The sequence below is a fragment of the Kitasatospora sp. NPDC023176 genome, from assembly GCF_055560495.1.
In genome coordinates this window covers 80,714-99,255 of sequence record NZ_JBVHIP010000013.1, presented here as the reverse complement: position 1 = coordinate 99,255, position 18,542 = coordinate 80,714, and the positions used below count along the sequence as shown (strand labels likewise).

General features: G+C 74.1%; 17 protein-coding genes. 7 read left to right on the top strand and 10 right to left on the bottom strand.

The window, feature by feature from the left end; translation table 11 throughout:
* Positions 1-3: 3 nt before the first annotated feature.
* The 5 genes from ACZ3YL_RS19760 to ACZ3YL_RS19740 all read right to left on the bottom strand — a co-directional run bounded on the left by ACZ3YL_RS19760 (position 4) and on the right by ACZ3YL_RS19740 (position 6,125).
* Positions 4-1,722, bottom strand: coding sequence for an ABC transporter family substrate-binding protein (locus tag ACZ3YL_RS19760; protein WP_465658735.1), 1,719 nt, complete (start codon positions 1,720-1,722; stop codon positions 4-6).
* 168 nt (positions 1,723-1,890) lie between these two features.
* Positions 1,891-4,296, bottom strand: coding sequence for a peptidoglycan binding domain-containing protein (locus ACZ3YL_RS19755; protein WP_465658733.1), 2,406 nt, complete (start codon positions 4,294-4,296; stop codon positions 1,891-1,893).
* Positions 4,297-4,535: 239 nt separating this feature from the next.
* Complete coding sequence (locus tag ACZ3YL_RS19750; protein ID WP_223241918.1) at positions 4,536-4,994, bottom strand: DUF6113 family protein; 459 nt, start codon at positions 4,992-4,994, stop codon at positions 4,536-4,538.
* Positions 4,991-5,899 carry an N-acetyl-1-D-myo-inositol-2-amino-2-deoxy-alpha-D-glucopyranoside deacetylase gene (mshB, locus tag ACZ3YL_RS19745; RefSeq protein ID WP_188303530.1) on the bottom strand — a complete coding sequence of 303 codons (909 nt, stop codon included), beginning with the start codon at positions 5,897-5,899 and terminating at the stop codon, positions 4,991-4,993. The genes ACZ3YL_RS19750 and mshB overlap by 4 nt, the downstream gene beginning before the upstream one ends.
* Before the next feature lie 31 nt (positions 5,900-5,930).
* Positions 5,931-6,125, bottom strand: a complete 195-nt coding sequence (locus ACZ3YL_RS19740) for a DUF2304 family protein (RefSeq protein WP_030062563.1) — start codon at positions 6,123-6,125, stop codon at positions 5,931-5,933.
* A 312-nt stretch (positions 6,126-6,437) separates the two neighbouring features.
* On the opposite strand from ACZ3YL_RS19740, the gene ACZ3YL_RS19735 reads away from it, so the two are divergent.
* From ACZ3YL_RS19735 to ACZ3YL_RS19720, 4 genes are all read left to right on the top strand, one after another.
* The gene (locus ACZ3YL_RS19735) at positions 6,438-8,612 is read left to right on the top strand and encodes a S9 family peptidase (RefSeq protein WP_188303531.1); all 2,175 of its coding nucleotides are present in this window, start codon (positions 6,438-6,440) and stop codon (positions 8,610-8,612) included.
* Positions 8,613-8,791: 179 nt separating this feature from the next.
* On the top strand, positions 8,792-9,757 hold the full coding sequence (locus ACZ3YL_RS19730) for an ABC transporter ATP-binding protein (RefSeq protein ID WP_188303532.1): 966 nt from the start codon (positions 8,792-8,794) through the stop codon (positions 9,755-9,757).
* The gene (locus tag ACZ3YL_RS19725; protein WP_188303533.1) at positions 9,754-10,476 is read left to right on the top strand and encodes an ABC transporter permease; all 723 of its coding nucleotides are present in this window, start codon (positions 9,754-9,756) and stop codon (positions 10,474-10,476) included. Before ACZ3YL_RS19730 ends, ACZ3YL_RS19725 begins: the two co-directional genes overlap by 4 nt.
* Positions 10,477-10,484: 8 nt before the next feature.
* A complete protein-coding gene (locus ACZ3YL_RS19720) occupies positions 10,485-11,735 on the top strand; it encodes a sensor histidine kinase (RefSeq protein WP_465658730.1) in 1,251 nt (416 codons plus the stop codon).
* 10 nt (positions 11,736-11,745) lie between these two features.
* Here ACZ3YL_RS19720 and ACZ3YL_RS19715 read toward each other — a convergent pair whose 3' ends face one another.
* Positions 11,746-11,868 (bottom strand): hypothetical protein, encoded by a 123-nt coding sequence (locus tag ACZ3YL_RS19715; protein WP_465658728.1) that lies wholly within the window; start codon positions 11,866-11,868, stop codon positions 11,746-11,748.
* A 118-nt stretch (positions 11,869-11,986) separates the two neighbouring features.
* Between ACZ3YL_RS19715 and ACZ3YL_RS19710 the strand changes: the two genes are divergently transcribed.
* Positions 11,987-12,616: a response regulator transcription factor gene (locus ACZ3YL_RS19710; protein ID WP_188303535.1), complete on the top strand. Its 630-nt coding sequence runs from the start codon at positions 11,987-11,989 to the stop codon at positions 12,614-12,616.
* 27 nt (positions 12,617-12,643) lie between these two features.
* On the opposite strand, the gene ACZ3YL_RS19705 is transcribed toward ACZ3YL_RS19710, so the two are convergent.
* The gene (locus ACZ3YL_RS19705; protein WP_223241920.1) at positions 12,644-13,552 is read right to left on the bottom strand and encodes a SirB1 family protein; all 909 of its coding nucleotides are present in this window, start codon (positions 13,550-13,552) and stop codon (positions 12,644-12,646) included.
* Positions 13,553-13,583: 31 nt separating this feature from the next.
* Positions 13,584-14,594, bottom strand: a complete 1,011-nt coding sequence (locus ACZ3YL_RS19700; RefSeq protein ID WP_465658726.1) for a GNAT family N-acetyltransferase — start codon at positions 14,592-14,594, stop codon at positions 13,584-13,586.
* 133 nt (positions 14,595-14,727) lie between these two features.
* Between ACZ3YL_RS19700 and fdxA the strand changes: the two genes are divergently transcribed.
* Positions 14,728-15,054 (top strand): ferredoxin, encoded by a 327-nt coding sequence (gene fdxA / locus ACZ3YL_RS19695; RefSeq protein ID WP_030287402.1) that lies wholly within the window; start codon positions 14,728-14,730, stop codon positions 15,052-15,054.
* 20 nt (positions 15,055-15,074) lie between these two features.
* Positions 15,075-16,223 carry a succinyldiaminopimelate transaminase gene (gene dapC, locus ACZ3YL_RS19690; protein WP_188303538.1) on the top strand — a complete coding sequence of 383 codons (1,149 nt, stop codon included), beginning with the start codon at positions 15,075-15,077 and terminating at the stop codon, positions 16,221-16,223.
* A 59-nt stretch (positions 16,224-16,282) separates the two neighbouring features.
* On the opposite strand, the gene ACZ3YL_RS19685 is transcribed toward dapC, so the two are convergent.
* The gene (locus tag ACZ3YL_RS19685) at positions 16,283-17,086 is read right to left on the bottom strand and encodes a hypothetical protein (protein WP_223241928.1); all 804 of its coding nucleotides are present in this window, start codon (positions 17,084-17,086) and stop codon (positions 16,283-16,285) included.
* A 309-nt stretch (positions 17,087-17,395) separates the two neighbouring features.
* The gene (locus ACZ3YL_RS19680) at positions 17,396-18,463 is read right to left on the bottom strand and encodes a VldE C-terminal domain-containing protein (protein WP_188303539.1); all 1,068 of its coding nucleotides are present in this window, start codon (positions 18,461-18,463) and stop codon (positions 17,396-17,398) included.
* Positions 18,464-18,542 lie beyond the last annotated feature (79 nt).

Below are 18,542 nucleotides of genomic sequence, written 5' to 3'. Positions count from 1 at the left end.
GCGCTACTTGGTGAAGCCGACGTTCTCCCAGACGATGTCGGACAGACCCTGGGCGCCGATGTTGGCGAGGTCGGCGCGGGCGCCGTACAGCTGGGGGCGCTGGTAGAGCGGCAGTACGCCGGCCACCTTCCAGAGTTCGCCGTCGGCCTGGTTGATCGCCTCGGAGGCGGTGCCGGCGTCGGCCGCGCCGGCCGCCCGGTCGAGCGCGGCGTCCACCGCGGCGCTGCCCGCACCGGACCGGTTGCCGGCGCTGTTCTGGACGTAGCCGGCGCGGCTGCCGCTGGCCGGGAACGGGGTGCCGAGCAGCGCGTAGACGGCGATGTCGAAGTCGTTGCGGTTGACGTACTTGTCGAAGAACTCGTTGGGGGTGGCGGTGACCGGGGTGACCTTGATGCCGACGTCCTTGAGCATCTTCGACAGCGACGCCGTCTCGTTCTGGGCGATGGCGACCCCGGCCGGGACGACCATCCGCAGGTTCAGCTCGTGGCCGTCCTTCTTCCGCACGTCGCCGTCGAGCTTCCAGCCCGCCGAGTCCAGCTTGCGGGCGGCCTCGGCCGGGTCGAAGCGGGACAGGCCCAGGGAGTTGTCGCGGTAGCCGTTCTGGTTGGCGACCAGCAGGTGGTTGTTGAGCGGGATGGCGGGCCAGTCCAGGCCGTTGAGGTCGGTGCGGATCAGGGCGTCCCGGTTGATCGCCTGGAAGACGGCCTGGCGGACGGTCGGGTCGGTGAGCAGCGGGGTGCGGGCGTTCAGGGTGAGCTGGCGGTAGTCCGGCCCGCCGGCCCGGCGGACGGCCGCGCCCTTGGTGTTCTTGATGACCTGGTAGCCGGCCACGTCCGGGCCGTTGTCGAGGAGGTCGATCTCGCCCTTGGCGAAGGCGGTGCGCATCGCGTCGGGCAGCATGGTGTGGAAGACGATCCGGTCCAGCAGGGGCTTGTCGCCCCACCAGGTCGGGTCGGCGACCAGGGTGACGGTCTGCGCGGTCGGGTCCAGGCGCTCGACCTTGAACGGGCCGGCGGTGAGCGGGATGGCGTCCAGGTAGGCCGAGTTGAAGAGGTCCGGGGTGGCGATCCTGCTCGCGGGCAGCAGCGGGGCGTTGGCGGCGCTGTTGAACATCGACTGCCACTCGGAGAACGGCCGGTCGAAGGTCATCACGGCCTGGTAGTCGTCCTTGCCCCGCTCGACCGAGGTGACCAGGTCGAAGCCGGAGGTGCTGGACGGCTGGTAGGCCGGGTCCTTGCCGTTCATGGCGCGCCAGTTGGCCTCGATGTCGCGCCAGGTGATCGGGGTGCCGTCGGACCAGTGGGCCTTGGGGTTGAGCGTCCAGGTGACCACCTGGCGGCCGTCCCTGACCTCGGAGTGGGCCTCCTGGAGGTAGGCCGGGTTGACGGTCTGGGTGCCGGCCGCGTCCGAGCGGAAGAAGGTCGGCAGCAGCGGCTTGCTGACCGCGACGGTCGAGGACACGGTGCCGTCGGTGTGGATCGGCGACCACTGGTGGGAGAACTGGGCGATCGCCAGGTTCAGGGTGCCGCCCGGGCGCAGCTGGGCGCGGGCGTGCGCGTTGATGTCCACCGAGGTGAGCTTGGGCATCCCGGCGGCGGGCAGCGCGTCCGCGGCGGCGCCGCCGTCCGACCCGGAGGAGCAGGAGCAGAGCGCCAGGGAGAGCGTGAGGACGGTGAGACCGGCGAGCAGTGCCGTCCGGTGGTGCTGGAGGCGGCGGCCCATCGGCGTGACTCCCGGGGTGACTGTGACGGATGGTGTGGCGTCACATCTTGCTGACCGGGAGGGGGGTTGTCGAGGGGCGGGACGGCGGCATCCGGTGGATGCGGCCGTCCCGCCCGTCGTTCGTGTCCGGTTCGTCGGCCCCCGAGCCGGAGCGGGTGCCGGGTGACGTCAGGCGACGGGGAACTTGTAGGTGCGATCCTTGTCGCCGGTCTTGTCGAAGAGCGAGCTGACGGCGTCCGCGACGTCCTGCGGGGTGATCGCGGCGCTCTGGCCGTTCTTCTTGACCTTCACCTTGTCGAACACCCCGTTCAGCTGGGAGTTCAGCGCGTCGAGGTCCCACTTGGGCACGATCTTGCCGGAGGCGTCCGGGGTCAGCGTGAGCGCCTTGGCGGCGGTCTTGCTGCCGAAGTCCCAGGGCTTGGCGCCGGCCAGGAGGTGGATCTTCCCGCTGGTCACCTGCTTGCCGAGGCTGTCGGCGGCGGCCTGCAGGGCCTGGGTGGAGACCTTGGGCTGGGCGGCCGTGACGGCCAGCGCGATCGGCTGGTCGGGCTTGCCGGCGGCGCGGTCGCGGTAGGCCTGCTCGATGACGTCCAGGGCGGCGTTGGAGTCCACCGCCTGCCCGGCCTTGCCGGGGACCACGACCGGGTCGCCGTTGTCGGCGAACTTGACGTAGCCCTCCTGCAGGCCCTGGCCCGAGCCGGCCGCCAGCGAGTCCAGCGCGGCCTTGAGCTTGGCGCGGTCGATCCGGACCTCCGGGGCGACGGCCTTGGTGCCGCCCTGGATCGACTTGATGACGTCGACCGGGTTGTAGCTGTGCGCGGCGAGGCCGTCCACGGTGGCCGTGGTGTCGAAGCTCAGCCCGGCGACGGTCGGGTCGAGGTCGACCGACTGATCGCCGATCTTCAGCTTCAGCGGCTGCTGCCCGGCCTTGCCGACCGAGGCGTCCAGCGCGTGGATCGCCTGGTCGCGGCCGTTGCCGCCGATGTCCGTGCCGAGCACCACGGTGCCCTTGGGGATGTCGGACTGGTTGAGCATCAGGCCGGTGCCGTACGCCGCGGCGCCGAGGAAGAACACCCCGCCGACGGCGTAGACGCCGAGCTTGACGAGCTTCTTCGCGCCGCCGCGCTTGGCCTTGGCAGGGGCGGCCGGCTCGGCCTTGGCCTTGGCGGGTGCCGGGCCGGGCGCGGGAACGGGAGTGGCGTCGGGGCCAGGACCGGGGCCGGGCTGGGCGGCGGGTCCGGCCGGGGCACCAGGGGAACCGGGGGCGCCGGCGGCCTGGGGGCCGGGGGCCGGCAGCGGAGTGACCTCGGTGGCCTCCGGGTCGCGGCCGGCCCGCCGGGGCCCGGAGGGGCCGGACTGCGGGGCCGGCTGGGGCGCGCCCGGGAAGAGCCCGCCGGGGCCCGCCGGGGTGGCGAACGGGTCCTGACCGGGGGCGGCCGGGCGCTGGGTGGCGAACGGGTCGGCGCCGGTCGGGGCGGAGGCGAACAGGCCCGGCTGCGGACGGCCGTCGGCGCCGCGCGGGGCGCCGTTCTGGGCGCCGTGCGGGGGCAGGCCGGGTATGGCGGCCGGCGGCGGGGTGTTCTCGCGGATCGGCGCGAAGCCGTCCACCGAGGTGTCCTCCGGGTTGGGCTCGCCTTGCGGCAGCCCGCCCTGCGGCAGCCCGCCCTGCTGGGGCCCGTTCGGGCGGGTCCTGGTGGTCCGGGGCGGGCCCTGGGGGAGGCCGCCCTGCTGCGGCGCCCGCTGCTGCGGACGGTCGCCGCGCGGGCCGCGCGCACCGGCGCCGGGGCCGGACGGGGCGAACGGGTCGGCGACCGGCGCGAACGGGTCGGCGGCCTCGTACACGCCGGGCTCCTCGGCCGGGCCCCCGGTGCCGTACGGCGAGGCGGGAGCGGCCGGGGTGGGCGCGGCGCCCGGGTTCGGCGCCTTGCCCTGGGCGGGCACCGGACGGCCGTTCGGCCGGGCCGCACCGGCGGCCGGGGCCGGGCGGGCGCCGTTCGGGGCCGCCTGCGGGCGGTTCTCGGCGGCGGTGCCGGGCCCGGTCGGGGCCTCCGGTGCGCCCGGGGCGCCGACCGGCACGGCGGCCGGGGCGGGCTCGGCGGTCGGGGTCTTCTTCTGCCGCGGCCGGAACCAGGCGCCGGTGGACTCGGCCTCCGAGGTCGCCGGCGGGATCGGCGGGATCTGCCACTCCGGCGGCAGGTTCGGCGGGGTGGCCGGGTGTCCGCCGCCGTCCATCACCCCGAGGACGGGTGAGGCGGGCGCGGAGCGGTGCCGCGGGCCGCCGGGTTCGGCCGGCTCGGCGGGGCCCTCGTCGGACCGGGCGGTCTCGTTCTTGACGGTGCTGCGGACGACGACCGGCGGGATCGGGCGCGAGCCGGGGATGTTGATCCGCACCCGGGTGGTCAGGGTGGTCTCGGTCTTCGGACCGTCGTCCTCGCCGCCCGACCCGGCTTCGGCGCCGGCCCGGTCTCCGCCGGGGAGGCCCGGAGTGCCGTAGGGCGGCGTGCCCGACGGGTAGGCGTCCGGACCCGTGCGCCGGGGCGTCGGGTTGGCGTTGTCAGATTCGCGGCTGCTCAATGCTGCTCTGCTCCGGGTTCGCGGGCGGGCCGTGTGGCGCGACCGCGGTTCGTGGTCGCCGGGCCTGGGGCAAACGGCGGTCGGGTACGACGTACTGCGGGACCACCATACTGGGAAGAACTGAGCGGTGAACGGCTTCGGACAGATCCTGATACGTCCGGTTCCTCCGGTATGAGAGTACGGCGGAGTGATCCTGACTGCGCGTTGTGCGCGCTACCGTACGCGGCCGACCACCGGGATCAGCGTGGGGGGTTGGGCACCCCGGGGAACCAACTGGTGCGGGTCGGCAGGGTGGCGCAGATCACGCCCAGGATCGAGCCGACGAACAGCCAGGCCAGCGAGGTGGCGTTGGACCAGAGCACGTTGTCGCCCTCCGGCCGGGGCACCATCATCAGCAGCATCGCCAGGAACCAGCCGGCCGCGGGCATCGCGGCGCCCAGCCGGGTGCCGGTGACCCGCAGGCCCGCGTAGAAGGTCGCGGCGGTGGCGGCGAGCGCCAGCAGAACCCCCACGGGCGGCCACAGGGCCTGCACAAAGGATCCGCACACCGATACCGCGACGCCCAGCAGGAAGAACAGGACATACGCCGCGATCCGGGCGGCGCGCGGGGGTTGGGGCTCGGCCAGCCGCTCCTCGCGGGTGCCGAGGACGGTCACCGCGATCGAGCGGCTCTTCGGCTTGGCGGCGGGCGCGGTCATCGGGCGTTCCCCTCGCTGGGAGTCGGATCCTCGGTCAGGCCCGCGAACAGGTCGCGTTCGGGCCGTTCCGGCCCGGCCTGGCCGCGCACCAACTGGTAGTACTCGGTGGCGAACAGTGGCTGGCCGAGGTGGTTGGAGAGCGCGAAGGAGGCGCCGGCCACGGTGATCTGGGTGGCGTGCGCGGCCATCGCCGCGGCCTTGGGCCCGGCGTACCCGGTGCCGTCCAGCACCGTGGTGACCACCTCGTCGGCCACCACCCCGGGTACGTCCGCGGGTTGGGCGACGCCCGGGAAGGACGCCTCGGCGGCGGTCGCGGCGAGCCCGGCGTCGAGCACCGAGCCGGGCATCCGGTTCCAGTACACCTTGGCGATCCGCCAGGGGGCGCCGAGTTCGGGGCGGTGCGCCGGATCGGCGGCCAGCTCGTAGGCGCGCATCGCGACCCGGTGCGCCTGGATGTGGTCCGGGTGCCCGTAGCCGCCGTCGTCGTCGTACGTGACCAGCACCTGCGGGCGCACCTCGCGGATCACCGCGACCAGGTGGCCCGCCGCCTCGTCCACGTCGGCCCGCCAGAAGCAGCCGGGGTCGTCGTTCTCGGGCACGCCCATCATCCCGGAGTCGCGGTAGCGCCCCGGGCCGCCGAGGAATCGGAAGTCGGTGACGCCGAGGGCGCGCATCGCCTCGGTCAGCTCGCCGATCCGGTGCGCGCCGAGGGTGTCGTCCCGATCGGCCGTCAGGTGGGCCAGCGCGGGCGGGATCACCTCGCCGCCCTCGCCGAGGGTGCAGGTCACCAGGGTCACCCGGGCGCCCTCGGCGGCGTACCTGGCCATGGTGGCGCCGTTGCCGATCGACTCGTCGTCGGGATGGGCGTGCACCAGGAGGAGGCGGCGGCCGGTAGTCGCGGTCATGGGAGGAAGCCTAACGACCGCGGTCGTGGGGTCAGAGCTTCAGGCCATTGATCATTCCGGCGAGGTTGCTGGTGACCTGGCTGATCGACGGCGCGATCGAGCTGGAGGCCAGGTAGAAGCCGAGCAGCGCGCAGACGATGGCGTGCGCCAGCTTGAGGCCGGAGCGGCGGATCAGCACCACCACGATGACGAGCATCAGCACGGCTGCGGAGATGTTCATGGCCATGTGGGCTCATACCCCTTCTCGGGCGCCGCCCCCTGGGGAGGACGGCGGTGGGACCGTACGGGAACCGGGGCCGGGTGACCGGGGCCCGGGACGGGGCCCGACGATCACTCGTCTGACCAGTCATACCCGATGAGTAAGGGGAGCATTACATTCAGTGAGTCCACGCGCGCCGGGGCACGGGGGCACTTGTGGGGCGCATGGGCCGGTCGGAGGGGGTATGGGCCCCTTTGGGGCGTACTCGGGCGGGATGCTCCGAACGAGTGATCGTCAGTCACCCGGCCGTGGGAGTCGGCCGTCGTAGGGTCTGGTGCCATGACCTCCCACACCCCTGCGGACACCTTCCCCCGGCAGTACGCGCGGACCCTGCGCTACACCGTCGGCGCCCCCCGCTCCTTCTCCGTCGCACCGGACGGCTCGCGGGTCGTCTTCCTCCGCTCCCGGCCTTCGGCCGGGGGGACCCCCACCGGCAGTGACAAGGCCAACCTGCTCTGGACCCTCGACACCGCCACCGGCGAGGAGCGGATCGCCGCCGACCCGGCCGTCCTGCTCGGCGGCGGCGAGGAGGACCTCTCGCCGGCCGAGAAGGCCCGCCGCGAGCGCAGCCGGGAGGGCTCGGCCGGCATCGTCGGCTACGCCCTGGACGCGGCCGGGGGGCTGGCCGCCTTCGCGCTGTCCGGCCGGCTGTTCACCGCCGACCTCGTCACCGGCGGCACCGCCGAACTGCCCGCCGTGGGCCCGCTGCTGGACCCGCGGCTGTCCCCGGACGGCACCCACGTCGCCTACGCCAACACGGCCGGCGAACTGCGGCTGACCCGCACCGACGGCGGCGGCGACCGGGCCCTCGCCGAGCCGGACGGCCCGAACGTCACCTGGGGCCAGGCCGAGTTCATCGCCCAGGAGGAGATCGACCGCGACCGCGGCTTCTGGTGGTCCCCCGACGGCGAGCGGCTGCTGGCCGAGCGCGCCGACGACAGCCCGGTGCGCCGCTGGTGGATCGCCGACCCGGCCAACCCGGACCGCGAGCCCGCCGAGGTCGCCTACCCGGCGGCCGGCACCGCCAACGCCGAGGTCGGGCTCTGGGTGCTCGACCTGCACGGCGGGCGCACCGAGGTGGCCTGGGACCACGAGGCCTTCCCGTACCTGGCCCGGGTGCACTGGTCCGAGGGCGGCGTGCCGCTGCTGCTCGTCCAGTCCCGCGACCAGCGCACCCAGCGGATCCTCGGCCTGGACGTGACCACCGGCGCCACCGAGGTGCTGGTCGAGGAACGCGACGAGGCCTGGCTGGAGGCCTTCCCGGGGGTGCCGGCCTGGACCCCGGACGGCAAGCTGGTCCGGATCTCCGACCAGGGCGGGGTACGCGCGCTGGTGGTCGGCGACCAGGTCGTCACCGGCGCCGACCTGCACGTCCGCTCGGTCGTCGCGGTCACCGCGCGGGAGGTGTTCTTCAGCGCCGCCGGCGGCGCCGGGGAGGCCGACCCCGAGCCCGGCTGGATCGCCGTCGGCCGGATCAGCCACGACGGCAAGCAGCTCGCCTGGGAGTCCGCCAACGGCCGTCCGTTCACCTCCGTCACCAGCGCGGTGCACGCTGGCGGGATCACCGTCCGGGCCACCGCCGAGCCCGACCTGCCCGGCACCCTGGTGCAGGTCGCCCGGGACCTCGCGGAGGGCGTGGTGGTCGACGACGTCGCCACCATCACCTCGTACGCCGAGACCCCGGTGATCACCCCCCGCCCGGTCTTCCGCTTCGCCGGGGAGCGGCGCATCCCGGCCGCCGTCTTCCTGCCCACCGGCTACGACCGCGAGCGCGACGGCCTGCTGCCCGTCCTGATGGACCCGTACGGCGGCCCGCACGGCCAGCGCGTCGTCCAGGCGCACAACGCCCACCTCAACTCCCAGTGGTTCGCCGACCAGGGCTTCGCGGTGGTCGTCGCCGACGGGCGCGGCACCCCCGGGCGCGGCCCGGCCTGGGAGAAGTCCATCGCCTTCGACTTCGCCGGGGCCACCCTGGAGGACCAGGTGGACGCGCTCCAGGCGCTCGCCGGGGAGTTCCCGCTGGACCTCGACCGGGTGGCGATCCGCGGCTGGTCGTACGGCGGCTACCTCGCCGCGCTCGCCGTGCTGCGCCGCCCCGACGTGTTCCACGCGGCGGTGGCCGGGGCGCCGGTGACCGACTGGGAGCTGTACGACACCCACTACACCGAGCGCTACCTGGGCCACCCGGCCGAGCGGCCCGAGGTGTACGGGGCGAACTCGCTGACCGGCTACGCGGCCGGCCTGGAGCGCCCGCTGATGATCATCCACGGCCTGGCCGACGACAACGTGGTGGCCGCCCACACCCTGCGGCTCTCCTCGGCCCTGCTCGCCGCCGGCCGCCCGCACACCGTGCTGCCGCTGTCCGGCGTCACCCACATGACCCCGCAGGAGGAGGTCGCGGAGAACCTGCTGCTGCTCCAGGTCGACTTCGTGAAGCGCTCGCTGGGGCTGTAGCCCCCCGACCAGCGCGTTCCGCGGCCGGCACCTCCGCCCGGGGGGCCGGCCGCCGGCATGACATCCGTCATACCGAAGGCACGACGGCCGACACTGCCGCCGGCCCCGGCCCGCGCGGGACCCTGAGGTGGTGCGGACAGCACCGCACGCGACACCACCAGGGAAGAGGAGCCGGGCGAATGGTTACCGAGGTGGCCGCCTTCCGCGGCGTCGGAAAGAGCTACGGGCGGGTGCGCGCCGTGGACGGACTGGACCTCGTGCTGCGGCCGGGCGAGACCGTCGCCCTGCTCGGCCCGAACGGCGCCGGGAAGTCCACCAGCCTGGACCTGCTGCTCGGCCTGCGGGAGCCCGACCAGGGCAGCGTCACGCTGTTCGGCGGCACCCCGCGGGCGGCGATCGAGGACGGCCGGGTCGGCGCGATGCTGCAGAGCGGCGGGCTGATGACCGACGTCAAGGTCCGCGAGCTGGTCGAGCTCGCCTGCACGGTGCACCCGCGCGGCCGGTCGGTCACGGGGGTGCTGACCGACGCCGGGATCACCGGGATCGCCGACCGCCGGGTGGACAAGCTGTCCGGCGGCCAGGAGCAGCGGGTCCGCTTCGCCCTGGCGATCGCCGGCGACAGCGACCTGATCGTGCTGGACGAGCCCACCACCGGCATGGACGTCAGCGTCCGGCAGGCGTTCTGGGCGAGCATGCGCGCCCAGGCCGACGCCGGGCGCACGGTGCTGTTCGCCACCCACTACCTGGAGGAGGCCGACTCGATCGCCGACCGCGTCCTGGTGCTGCACCGGGGCCGGCTGATCGCCGACGGCAGCTCGGCGGAGATCAAGGCGCGCGCCGGGGCCCGCCGGATCGCCTTCGAGCTCCACGACGCCGACCTCACCGCGGACGCCGCCCGCTTCGACGAGGCCGTGCTGCGCGCCCTGCCGGGCGTGCGGTCGCTGGACGTCACCGCCCGCGTCCCGGGGGTGCGGACGGTCCGGATCCGGACCGCGGACGCCGACGCCAGCGTGGCCGGGATCTACCGGGCGGGCCTGTACCCGCGCGGGCTGGAGGTCACCGGGGTCGGCCTGGAGCAGGCCTTCCTGACCATCACGGGCGAGCTGGACCGCGAGGCCGACGCCGAGAAGGAGACCGTGCGATGACCACCCTGATCAAGCTGGAGATCCTGCGGACCCTCCGCAACCGGCGCTACTTGTTCTTCACCGTCGTCTACCCGGCGCTGATGTACGTCTTCTTCATCAACGCCTACGGCTCCGGCAACCAGGCTGGCGGCCTGCCCGTGAAGACCTACTTCATGGTCTCGATGGCCACCTTCGGCGCGGTCGGCGCGGTGCTCACCGGCAGCGCCCAGCGGATCTCGCTGGAGCGCAAGAGCGGCTGGACGCGCCAGCTGCGGCTGACCGCCCTGCCGGGCCGGGCGTACACCGTCGGCAAGATCGCGGCGACCGCGGTGACCACGCTGCCGGCGATCCTGGTGGTCTTCGTGGTCGGCGCGAGCCAGGGCGTCTCGCTGAGCGTGCCGCAGTGGATCGGGCTGGCGGCCGCGCTCTGGCTGGGCAGCTTCGTCTTCGCCGCGCTGGGGGTGGCGCTCGGCTACGCGGCGGCGCCCGAGGCGGTGCAGCCGATCGTGATGATCACCTACATGGCGATGGCGCTGCTGGGCGGCACCTGGTTCCCGGTGAGCGGTTCGCTGGAGAAGTTCGCCCGGTTCAACCCGGTATTCCTGTACAACAAGCTGGCCGGCTTCACCCAGCCCGGCCACTCGCTGGACCTGGCCGCCGTCGCCGGGCTGGTCGCCTTCTTCGCGGTGTTCGTGGCCGCCGCGACGGTCCTGTACCGGCGTGACACCCGCCAGGCATGATGATCCACATGAGTGACGAGCGCCGGACGGAACGCCCCGACGAGCCGACGGAGGCCGGTCCGGCGAGCGCGTCCTTCATGAACGTCCCCGGCGCCCCGGTGGAGACCCGGCGACAGCTGATGGTCAAGGTCGCCTGGATGCTGCTGTGGATGCTCTACCTGGTCTACCCGGCGAGCGACCTGATCAAGGGCGGCCACCGTCTGACCGGTCAACTCCTCGGCTGGGCCTGCCTGGTGGTCTTCGTGGGCTCCTACGTGCTGCTGGTGATCTTCCGCTCGCAGGCCGGGATGAAGCCGCGGGCCTGCCAGCTGATCGTCGGGACGATGATCGTGCTGGCCGTGGCCTCCTCGGCCGTCCTCGGCGGCGCCTTCCTGACCATGTTCATCTACGCCTCGGTCTGCCTCGCGGTGATCACCCCGCTGAAGCACGCGCTGCGCGCGCTGGTCGGCATGGCCGCGCTCACCGCCGCGACCGGTCTGGTGATCCACGCCGGCTCGGACAACACCACCACCTTCGCCCTCAGCGCCTTCCTCTCCGGCGTCGCGATGACCGGCCTGCAGCGGCTGGTCGCCACCATGAAGGAGCTGCGCGAGGCCCGGGCCGCCGTCGCCCACCTGGCCGCCTCCGAGGAGCGGCTGCGGCTCGCCCGCGACCTGCACGACCTGCTCGGGCACTCGCTCTCGCTGATCACCCTGAAGAGCGAGCTGGCCGGACGGTTCATGGACGCGGGCAAGGACGAGGCGGCGCGGGCCCAGGTCGCCGACATCGAGCAGGTCGCCCGGCAGTCGCTGATCGACGTGCGCGAGGCGGTGACCGGTTTCCGCCGCCCCACCCTGCCGGTCGAACTGGCCGCCGCCCGCACCGCCCTGTCCGCCGCGCAGGTCCGGCTGGAGGCCGCGCCGGAACTGGTGGACGCCTGGCCGTCGCTGGCCAACGAGGAGGCGGGCGCGCTGGCCTGGGCGCTGCGCGAGGCCGTCACCAACATCGTCCGGCACGGCGAGGGCGCCACCGTCTGCACGGTGACGGCGGACGAGAGCTGGGAGGACAGCGGCGAGCGGTACGCCGTCCTGGAGATCACCGACGACGGGCGCGGGCCGGGCAAGTCCCAGCCGGGGAACGGGCTTTCCGGGCTGGGCGAGCGCCTGGCCCTGGTCGGCGGGCGGCTGGAGACCGGCCCGGGGCCGCGCGGCAAGGGCTTCCGGGTACGGGCCTCGGTGCCGCTGCGGACGGTGCCGGCGCCCGCCCCGCAGGTCCCGTAGCGGTCCGCTCTCAGGACGACCGGGGGGCGTCCAGGGCGCGGTGGTAGCGGACGGCGGGGCGGTCGTCGAGGACGAACTCCCGCTCCAGGGTCAGCATCCGGTCAGTCTGGAGTGCGGCGCCCCGGTGAACCACTCGATAACCTCGCGGCCCCTCCGTTCGGAGGCTGGGGGCCGGGCCTCCGAACGGGCCTGCCCCCCGGATCCCGTCGGCCCCGGCGAGGGCCCGACGGGCAGGCCCTAAGGTCATGGCCATGGGTAACGCAGAGAACAGCCCCTCGATCCGCGTGCTGCTCGCCGAGGACCAGGGGATGGTCCGGGAGGCGCTGGCCGCGCTGCTCGGGCTGGAGGGGGACCTCGACGTCGTCGCGCAGGTGGGTCGCGGGGACGAGGTCGTGGCGGCGGTACTGGCGAACGACGTGCAGGTCGCCGTGCTGGACATCGAGATGCCGGGGATGACGGGCATCGAGGCGGCCGCCGAACTGCACCGCCGGTCGCCCGGTACGAAGGTGGTCATCGCGACGACCTTCGGCCGTCCCGGCTACCTGCGCCGGGCGATGGAGTCCGGCGCGGACGCCTTCCTGGTGAAGGACGCGCCCGCCTCCGAGCTGGCCGAGGCGATCCGCCGGGTGCTGCGCGGCGAGCGGGTGATCGACCCGGTGCTGGCGGCGGCCGCGCTGGCCGAGGGCGCCAACCCGCTGACCGCGCGGGAGCGGGACGTGCTGGGCGCGGCCGCGGACGGCGCGGTGAACGCGGACATTGCCGGGCGGCTGCACCTGTCGGAGGGGACGGTCCGCAACTACCTCTCGATGGCGATCCAGAAGACCGAGGCCCGCAACCGCACCGAGGCGGTCCGGATCGCCCGGGAGAAGGGCTGGCTGTAACCCCGCGCGGAGCCGCCGGCCGAGCCGCTAGTTGAGCCGGTGGCGGGCCGCCCGGGCCTCCTGGCGGACCTTCGCGGCGGTGTCCGGGTCGAAGGCGTCCAGGATCTGCGCGTAGGAGTCCATCTCCGCCGCGCCGCCGAGGAAGTCGCCCATCCGCACCAGGAGTTCGGCCCGTTCCAGGCGGAGCTGGGCCGGGTGCCGGGGAAGCAGCAGGGCGAGTTCGGTGGCCCAGAGCTGGGTGCGGGCCTGTTCGGGCCGGTCGGCGGCCCAGACCCGGATGTTGCCGAGCACCCGCAGCACGATGTCCAGCGGCTGGGCGGGGGTGAGCAGGGCCGGGGTGAAGTCGTGCCCGGAGGCGGCGACCAGGCGTTCGACGTCGGCCGGGTCGAGCAGCCGGCCGCCGTGGAACGGGTCGGCGAGGACGTAGTCCTCGCCGCCGCCCGGGCCGCCGACCGCCACGATGAAGTGGCCGGGCAGGGCGATGCCGTGGACGGTGAGCCCGGCGCGCCGGCCGACCGCCGCCCAGACCAGCGAGAGCATGATCGGCAGGCCGCGCCGTCGGCGCAGCACGTCCGGCAGCAGCGAGGACTCCAGCCGCCGGTAGTCGGACTGGCGTCCGTGGAAGCGCTCCCGCCCGCCGAGCACCGCGGCGAGCAGGGCGGCGGTCTCCTCCGGCCCGGACGGCGAGCGTTCGGCCACGGCCTGCCGGACGGCCGCCGCGTGCCGGTCGAGGGCGGCCTCGCAGGCGGCCAGCAGGGTGTCCACGCCGGGTGGTTCGCCCGGATCGCCCGGGTCGAGGACGGGGTCGTGCTCGGCGGCGGCGAGCAGGCAGAGCAGCACCGGGTCGGGCTGCTCGGTGCGGGCGGCGGTCCGGAAGCGGTCTCTGCTCTGCTCGGTCACGGTGACGGCGACGGCCTTCGTACGACGGACGGACAAGCGGACATACCAGGATGGAACGGTCGGGCGGCTACTCCTGGGGAAGGAGCGCGTAGTGGTAAGTGTGACTGGTCGTGAAGCCGAGTCCGTCATAGAGCGCGATCGCACCGTCGTTCTCGGCCTCGACCTGCAGGTACGCGCCGCTCGCGCCCTCCTCCGCCGCGCGGGCGGCGAGCACCGCCATGACCGAGGTCGCCAGTCCGGCCCGGCGGGCGTACGGCTGCACCTCGATCGCGCCGAAGCCGGCCCACGGTCCGTCGATGACGCAGCGTCCGATCGCCAGCGGCGGCTGCCCCGGGGCGCCGGGCACGGTGGCGAACCAGACCGAGGGGCCGCCGTGCAGCACCTCCCGGGCGGCCCGCTCCAGGGCCGGGTCCGGGCTCATCCGGCGGTACAGCGACGTCCACTCGGCGTCCGCCGTCCGGGAGAGCCGCACCTTCTGGTGCCCGGCGCCGGTCCGGGCGAGCGGGGCGAGCGGCGCGGTGCGCACCAGGGTGGGGGAGTACCCGGCGCCCAGCCGGTCGAGTTCGGCGCGCAGGTCCGGGGGCGATCCGGGGGTGATCACCTCGACGTACGCGGGCAGTCCGCGCGCCGCGTACCAGTCCCGGACGGCGGCCAGGGCCCGCGGCAGCGGCGCGCCCGGGTCGCCGAGCGCCTGGACGGAGTTGGCCCGCCGGGTGAACCCGGCCGCGGCGCGCAGCGTCCACGCGCCGAGCGCCTCCTGCTCGACCCCGGGCCAGCCGCGTCCGGCGATCCGCTGCAGGTCGACCGGTGTGGCGGCGGGCAGCGGCGCGCGCCGGGCCGGGAAGGGCGGCACGACCTTGCCCGCGACCAGCAGCTTCTCCGGGAAGGTGACCGGTCCGCCGGAGCGGGGCTCGACCGTCAGTCCTTGATCGTCCCACGATGTGAGCACGCCGATCACATCACGGAACACCGGGCGGTCGTCCACGAACTCCGAGAGGCGTCGCACGGAGACTCGAAGTCCCACGTCAGAGCGATCTATCCGGACTTCCGGACGGCTCTCCAGCTGGTCTCGGGTCATGATCCGGCCACCTCCTGTGCATTTGCCTGCTCCGACCCGCGATACTAGGGGCGGGCATCGACGACGCCGCGCTCACCGCGCACGGCAGCAGAACAGAACGGGCCGCCAGGCCCTTCCGAGGAGGAACGACAGCGTGACCTACGTCATCGCGCAGCCTTGTGTCGACGTGAAGGACAAGGCGTGCATCGAAGAGTGCCCGGTTGACTGCATCTACGAGGGCCAGCGCTCCCTCTACATCCACCCGGATGAGTGTGTCGACTGTGGCGCGTGCGAGCCGGTTTGCCCGGTCGAGGCGATCTTCTACGAGGACGACACTCCGGAGGAGTGGAAGGACTACTACAAGGCGAACGTCGAGTTCTTCGACGACCTGGGTTCGCCCGGCGGCGCCTCCAAGCTCGGCCTGATCGAGCGGGACCACCCGTTCATCGCCGCGCTGCCGCCGCAGAACGCCGACCACTGACGATCGGTGGCTACTGAGCTGTGAACGCCAACAGCACGCACGCGCCGTTCCCGGGCCACCCGGGAGCGGCGCGCCGCGTTTCCGACCGGCTCCCGGTGTTCCCCTGGGACAAGCTGGAGCCCTACAAGGCCACCGCCCTCGCCCACCCCGGCGGCCTCTGCGACTTCTCCGTCGGCACCCCGGTGGACCCGGTCCCCGAGGTGATCCAGAAGGCCCTGGCCGCGCACGCCGACACGCCCGGCTACCCGACCGTCTGGGGCCCGCTGGAGCTGCGCGAGGCGATCGCCGGCTGGCTGCACCGCCGCCTCGGCGCGCAGATCGGCCCGCGGGCCGTCCTGCCGACCGTCGGCTCCAAGGAGCTGGTGGCCTCGCTGCCGACCCAGCTCGGCCTCGGCCCGGGCGACCAGGTCGCCTACCCGCGGCTGGCCTACCCGACCTACGAGGTGGGCGCACGGCTGTGCGGCGCCGAGCCGGTCGAGTACGACTCGGTGGACGAGCTGGACGGCTCCCGGGTGCGCCTGCTCTGGGTGAACTCGCCGTCCAACCCGACCGGCCGGGTGCTCGGCGCGGACGAGCTGCGCCGCACCGTCCAGTGGGCCCGGGAGCACCGGGCGCTGCTGGTCAGCGACGAGTGCTACCTGGAACTGGGCTGGGAGGCCGAGCCGGTCTCGGTGCTGCACCCGGACGTCTGCGGCGGCGACCACGAGGGCCTGCTGGCCGTCCACTCGCTCTCCAAGCGCTCCAACCTGGCGGGCTACCGCGCCTCCTTCGTGGCGGGCGACCCGGTGGTGGTCCAGGAGCTGCTGGGGCTGCGCAAGCACGGCGGCATGATCGTGCCGGCGCCCGTCCAGGCGGCGACGATCGCGGCGCTGGCCGACGACGCGCACGTGGCCGAGCAGCGGGAGCGGTACGCGGCCCGGCGCTCGGCGCTGCGGGCGGCGCTGGAGGCCTCCGGCTTCCGGGTCGAGCACTCCGAGGCGAGCCTGTACCTGTGGGCGACCCAGGACCGTCCGTGCTGGGAGACGGTGGCCGAACTGGCCGCGCTGGGCATCCTGGTGGCGCCCGGTGACTTCTACGGGCCGGCCGGCGCCGGCTTCGTCCGGGTCGCGTTCACCGCGACCGACGAGCGGGTCGCCGCGGCCGTGGAGCGGCTGACCGCGGCACGCTGACGGCACGACGGAAGGGGTCGGTGTTCCGCACGGAACACCGACCCCTTCCGTCATCGGGACTACAGCGGCAGGCCGCTGATGCTGCCGCCGTTCACGCCGCCCAGCAGGCCGCCGACCGGGCCGAGCGAGTTGGTCAGGCCGGACAGCGGGTTGTTCGGGCCGAGGTCGGCGCCGCCGAGCCGGTTGGCCGAGCCGTGCTCCGCCAGGCCCAGGACGTCGGTGCCGGGCAGGCCGCCGGGCAGCGCGTGCTCGACCGGGCCGAGCGGCAGGGCGCGCTCGACCGCGCTGGTCGGCAGCGCGTCGGTGACGGCGTTGGTGCCGGGGACGGCGCCGGAGAGCTTGTCGGCACCGGGCAGGGCCTGGGCGATCGAGCCCGCCTGGGCGAGCCCGCCGACCGGGCTGGCGCCTGCGTCGGCGCTGCGGGTGCCCATGCCCTTGCCGGTGACGGCCTCGCCGAGCTTGCCGGCCAGGGCCGAGGCGACCTTCGGGGTGACGGCGGAGAGCTGGCCGGTGGTGGCGGCGGTCTGGTCGACCGGGGCGGTCAGCGAGCTGGCCTTCTCGTTCGCCTCCGGGAGCTGGTGGGCGACGATGTTCCCGGCCGCGTCGGCGGAGGCCGGTACACCCGCGGCGACGGTGGCCGCACCGGTGGTGCCGGCCGCCTGACCGAGCTGGTGGGTGGTGTGCTGCAGGGTGGAACCGGTGTCGGTGTTGGTCAGCTGGCCCAGCGGCGCCGCGAGGTCGCTCTTGGGAAGCAGGGCGTCCCCGCCCAGGGCGGACGCGGAGCCGGCCGCGACCAGCGGGGTCGCTCCGGCCGCCACGACGAGCGCGGCATGGGCGATCCGGCGCGTGAGGGGGTGAGACATGAGGCTCCTCGAAGGGGTCTGGGTCATCCCGTCCGCCAGGTGGACGATCCGGGCGTGGACGGGACCGGGCGGACGACGTTGTTACCGCTTGAGAAGCCAGAAGGTTTCGGCCGGTGCAAGGAAAGTGCCTGACCGACCATCGGATCGTACGACCGCAGTAGAGGTCTCCTCCGGACCCCGTCGGAGGCCGTCGGACCGGTGTCGGCCAAGGGAAGTGACGGTTCGCCACTCAGGGCCGCCGCAGCGGGCGGCCGGTCCAACGGAGTTGACCGGAATCACCCGTCCGGCGGCAACCCGAACGTGTGTCCGTCAGCCCTTCCCGTACGGGGCCAGGGTGACCTGAACGAGCTTGGTCGACGTCCCGGAGGTCTGGGACTGCCAGCCGTCCTCCGACTCGGTCTTGCGCCAGATCTTCCCGTCGTAGGCGACCGTCGCGATGCCCAGCTGCTGGGCCTGGGCGACCGCCCAGTGGGCCACCTCCCAGCCGCTGGCCCGCTCGGCGCCCGCCCCCGCGTCGGCCCCGGCGTCGGCCGAGGTGGTCAGCGCGGCGGTGGCCGGGTCCGGGGTCAGCGCGACGGCGTTCTCCGCGCCCTTGATCGTCGAGGCGTAGCCGGCGGCCGGGGTGACCGTCCGGCCGAACTCCCGGCGCACCCGGTCCGACAGCACCTGGGTGCGGTCCGGCTGGGCGGCCGGCGTGGCCGAGGCGCCGGCGGTCGGCGACGGCGAGTCGGCCGGGTCCGGCTTGGCGTAGTCCTTCACCACGCAGGTGAACGAGGCGGGCTCCCGGCCGGCCAGCGCCGAGGTGAGCAGCGTCGCCTTGGTCTCGTGCTTGGCGTACGCCTGCGGGTAGCCGCTCTTCTGCACCGCCTGGGCGGCGTCGGTCAGCGGCATCCGGGTGTAGCCGGACACCTTGACCAGACCGTCCAGGAACTTGTTGGTCGCGTACACCGGGTCCGCGATCTGGTCCGGGGTGCCCCAGCCCATCGAGGGCCGCTGCTGGAACAGGCCGATCGAGTCCCGGTCGCCGCCCGCGAGGTTGCGCAGCTTGGACTCCTGCATCGCGGTCGCCAGCGAGATCGCGGTCGCCCGGTCCGGCAGCCCGCGGGCACGGGCCACCGCGGCGATCGTCGCCGCGTTGGCGGCCTGCGGCAGCTCCAGCGTGCCGCTGCCGGCCGCGGTCTTCACCGTGCACTCCTCCGTGGCACTCTGCCGGAACCCGAACCACCAGATCCCGACCACCGCCAGGCCCGCGACCATCGCCAGGCCCAACAGCCCGACCAGCACGAGCAACAGCGCGCGTACCGGACCGCGGCGGCGGGGCGCCACATCGTCGCCCAGCTCCTCGCCCAGCTCATCGCTGTGCCTTCTCCTGGCCACCGTCGCCCCTCTCGCGCCCTGCCGTCTTGATCCGACACCGTACCCACTCGGACGGATGTGCGGCGCACTCCGGTTGCCG